Annotated in this window: 5 protein-coding genes and 1 tRNA gene; 3 read left to right on the top strand and 3 right to left on the bottom strand. The window is 49.5% G+C overall.

The window, feature by feature from the left end:
- Window positions 1-102: LysE family transporter (locus Q0231_RS03545; protein ID WP_299345161.1), on the bottom strand; the 102-nt coding region annotated here is incomplete at its 3' end.
- A 58-nt stretch (window positions 103-160) separates the two neighbouring features.
- Here Q0231_RS03545 and Q0231_RS03540 point away from each other — a divergent pair.
- Both Q0231_RS03540 and Q0231_RS03535 read left to right on the top strand, forming a co-directional pair.
- Window positions 161-487, top strand: coding sequence for a pyridoxal 5'-phosphate synthase (locus Q0231_RS03540; protein ID WP_299345158.1), 327 nt, complete (start codon window positions 161-163; stop codon window positions 485-487).
- Between the two features lie 79 nt (window positions 488-566).
- Window positions 567-1265, top strand: coding sequence for a DUF1499 domain-containing protein (locus Q0231_RS03535; protein WP_299345155.1), 699 nt, complete (start codon window positions 567-569; stop codon window positions 1263-1265).
- On the opposite strand, the gene Q0231_RS03530 is transcribed toward Q0231_RS03535, so the two are convergent.
- Entirely contained in the window at window positions 1262-1792 is a 531-nt protein-coding gene (locus tag Q0231_RS03530; RefSeq protein ID WP_299345152.1) for a DUF2867 domain-containing protein, read from the bottom strand. The two genes, Q0231_RS03535 and Q0231_RS03530, sit on opposite strands and share 4 nt — an antisense overlap.
- An 88-nt stretch (window positions 1793-1880) precedes the next feature.
- A complete protein-coding gene (locus tag Q0231_RS03525; protein WP_299345149.1) occupies window positions 1881-2798 on the bottom strand; it encodes an MBL fold metallo-hydrolase in 918 nt (305 codons plus the stop codon).
- A 372-nt stretch (window positions 2799-3170) separates the two neighbouring features.
- On the opposite strand from Q0231_RS03525, the gene Q0231_RS03520 reads away from it, so the two are divergent.
- Window positions 3171-3244 (top strand) — tRNA-Gln (locus tag Q0231_RS03520).
- Window positions 3245-3560: the final 316 nt, after the last annotated feature.

The raw sequence follows: 3560 nt of genomic DNA, 5'->3' as shown, positions 1-3560 counted from the left end.
GTTGCCCGCGATGGCGCTACGCGCCGCTTTGAACGCCAGCCACATTAGGTAGGCGGCACCGACATAACGCACGACCTCTAGCACCCAGGCATGGGCGGCCATAAGCGCCGCCAATCCAAAGGCTGCCCTTGGCTTTTTCTGGAAGTCGCTTAATTGGCAAGTGCGCATTCGGGGCGCTGTGGTGCCTGTTTCTGCCGAAGTTGCTGACGCATACTACAAAAGCCGCCCGCTGGGTTCGCGCATTGGTGCCCATGCGTCTGAGCAATCGCGTCCCCTTCAATCCAAGCAAGAACTAATGGACCGCGTTGCACAATTCGAAGCGCAATATGGCGAAGATGTGCCGCGCCCAGCCCATTGGAGCGGATACACAATTGAACCAATTGAAATCGAGTTCTGGTGCGATGGAGAGTATCGCTTACATGACAGGGTGCGATTTACACGGGAAAATTCCAACCAACCTTGGACAAGACAGCGCCTCTTCCCTTAATGTCTAAATGAACTTAGATATTTAGGACTATATGCGCGTTTTCATCAGAACATCTGGGTGGGCAATATGGGCGACGCGTATGGCGCGCCCTGTGTTGCCGCTCGTCTTGTTGGCCATTGCATTGCATTATGTTGGGGTGCTTGCCAGTTCTGTTTTCGTTGCCTGCATTATCCTTGCCATTGCACTGGCGCTTTTCTCGTTCATCCTAGGACTGATCGGCTACATCAGCTTGTGGTATAGCGGCGATGCTGGTTGGCGAGAATCCACAAGCGGCCTGTTGGTGGGAACCGTTGCCATCGTTTTTTTGATGTTCATGGCGGTTATGTCCAGCCAGTTTCCAAATATCAACGACGTTTCTACGGCTCCACTCATTACTCCCATCCAAGGGCGCGCGAATGGTGCAGATGCGCCTGTTGCTACACTGATTGATGGACAAAAATACAGATTTGCCGGAACGCGCCAATATAGGTTGGATGAACAAACCGCATTGGATCTTATTTCCCAAGCAGCATCGAATATGGGCTGGAGCAAGCTCAATCAAACACAAACAAGTGCCGCGGAATTACACCAATTCTACAAAGCCAAGTCTCTGCTGGGGTTTGTGGATGACGTCACAATAAGCACACGCGCAACGGCCCAATTGGTCATTGTTAATGTGCGGTCTGCCTCGCGCTATGGCAGTGGCGACTATGGAGCGAATAGCGCCAGAATTGAGAATTTCTTGCTCACACTAGACGAGCTCGTCGCATCGACACCGGAACGCCAAATTGCCGATTAATTCGCTGTAATTGCCTTCTTTATACCTGCTTCAAGCGTTGAGCGCACGATCAGCTTATGAAAAGGCAAAATTGCGGCGAGGTAAGCATAACCAAAAGCATTATGTCGTTTGCAAATTGTGGTCATGATTACACGCGGATTTGCTGCGCTGGTCCGATAGAGAGACACACGAAAGTCTTGATGCCAGTCATCCTCACCAAGAATAATCTCATTTTCACTGATGTTGTAGATTTTGAAAAAAGCAACGCGGTCGCCGATTGTTTTTTCAAGGGGAGGAACCTGCGCATCATCCATCAGATCCTTGGTCGATTTGAGGCGGAAAGGCTGCATCAATATATTGCGCAGCTTCAGCAAATTGACCGCCCAATCGATCTCAATATTGCCGATCTGCTCGGCCAATAATCGGATATCGCAATCGAGCAAATCTGGACGTTCTTTTAAACTCGATGAGTAACTATCCATAAAATCACCAGGCGAGTAATATTGCTGCAATGAACTGTCGGAAGGCAGTTGGTCAGGTTTGGCCATGATCATCCCCATAATTTGGCATCAATCTAAACATTGTAGTGGATGCTCATTTTGACTGGGGCGCTCCAATGTCACAAGCGTCGATCCGTCACATCTTTGCTGAATAACGCTTCGCCCAAAACAAGCCACTTGCTTCAATTTCACTGTGCGCAGCAAGGTACTGCAGATGCGCATTCAGCGTAAGCAAAGCTGCGGGTTTTACCTTTATGGGAATGTCCGGATAGATTTCTTTTAGCAATGACAAAGTCCATTTTGGGCCACTCCCCAACGCTGCAATAATCTGTTTATTTCTTGCCTGCCGATGACAAAGCAGTTGGCTTGCGAACTCCGGCCCATTTTTAATTGGACCGCCGTGTGCAGGCAGAAAGCAGGTGTGGGGCAAATGGATGACTTTCTCGAGGGAGGCAAAATAGTCTTCAAGGCTCCCGTCGGGGTCGGCGATCAAGCTAGAAGACCATCCCATGACATGGTCTCCCGTGAATAGTTCCTTACGGCCCTCGATGCCAATAGCAATGTGGTTGGCGCAATGGCCAGGGGTGGTATGAACAATCAAACCGATTTCGCCCAAATCGATCTTGCTGCCGTCGCGCACAACATACTCGGGTTTTAGCCCATAGTGCCCGGACGGCTTTAGGGGATCTCTTTCAAGCATTTTGAGCTGTCGGGAGGGGCGATGTGGGCCTTCAAACATCAAAGGAACCTCAAGGGCTTTCGCCAGCCTAGGTGCCAGCGCTGAATGGTCGCGATGCGTGTGCGTAAGCAGCACACCTTTGCACTTTTTCCCAACGATTGCGCTCAGCAAAGCTGCAAAATGATCATCGTCTTCTGGGCCCGGATCAATAACAACAACCTCGTCAAATCCAACAATATAGCTGTTTGTGCCCTGAAATGTATACGGGCCGGCGTTGGGTGCGACCACACGCATGATACCTGGCGCAATAATTTCGGGCACACCAATTGGAGGCGTAAAGTCAGTATTGTAAGTTGGCGCGGTTTGCGTCTGCATAGTCGGGAAAATTTGCTCTTTGGTGGCAATATGGATCAATGAATCTCATCATATGCAATAGATGGAAACTATTGGTCCTGCAAGCAGGCGTCCAAAACATGGCATGCGGAGATAGGCTATATCAAAAGAAACCATATGTGCTCGCAAATGGATTCACCTTGGCGCGTTGTGCTATTCGCCAAATGCCTTGATATCTATTTGAAAACATTGAATCCTAAGGTAGGTTTGCCCCTGTTTTTCGTTTTCAAACATACGAAATCACTTTTTCGCGGAAAATTTTAAAAAACCGCCAATTGGGTGGTTGCACGTTGAGTTCAAAACGCGTATAGACCGCATCGTTCAGTCATAAAAACTTCACTGAACAATTCTTGTTGGGGCGTGGCCAAGTGGTAAGGCAGCGGTTTTTGGTATCGCCATCCCAGGTTCGAATCCTGGCGCCCCAGCCATCTTTTCAAATTTTCCCGACGACTCTCAGCATTCCTCCGAATTCTCGCGCTATTTCAGCGCGTTAGCGATCCCGTTTGCGTAACGAGACGTTGGTGTCGACCCGCAAATGGAGCTGTATAGCCAAAAGTCTCTTTTGTTGATTTCGGTGCTGACAGGTTTGGGATTACTGCATCGTTTGCGGGCTAAAGCGTTTTGATAGTCTTGCGCTGTTGTTGCCAATCAGCTGGGAGTGGATGGCGCACCAAATAGTTGGAGGTCAAGTCCGTTGGCTGTTTGCCTTGCATTATCGACTGCACAATATCGGGCGCGAGGAAC

Source organism: uncultured Maritalea sp. (genome assembly GCF_937139385.1).
GTDB lineage: Bacteria > Pseudomonadota > Alphaproteobacteria > Rhizobiales > Devosiaceae > Maritalea > Maritalea porphyrae_A.
The sequence above is the reverse complement of the archived record's forward strand: the minus strand, read 5'-3'. Positions and strand labels throughout refer to the sequence as shown.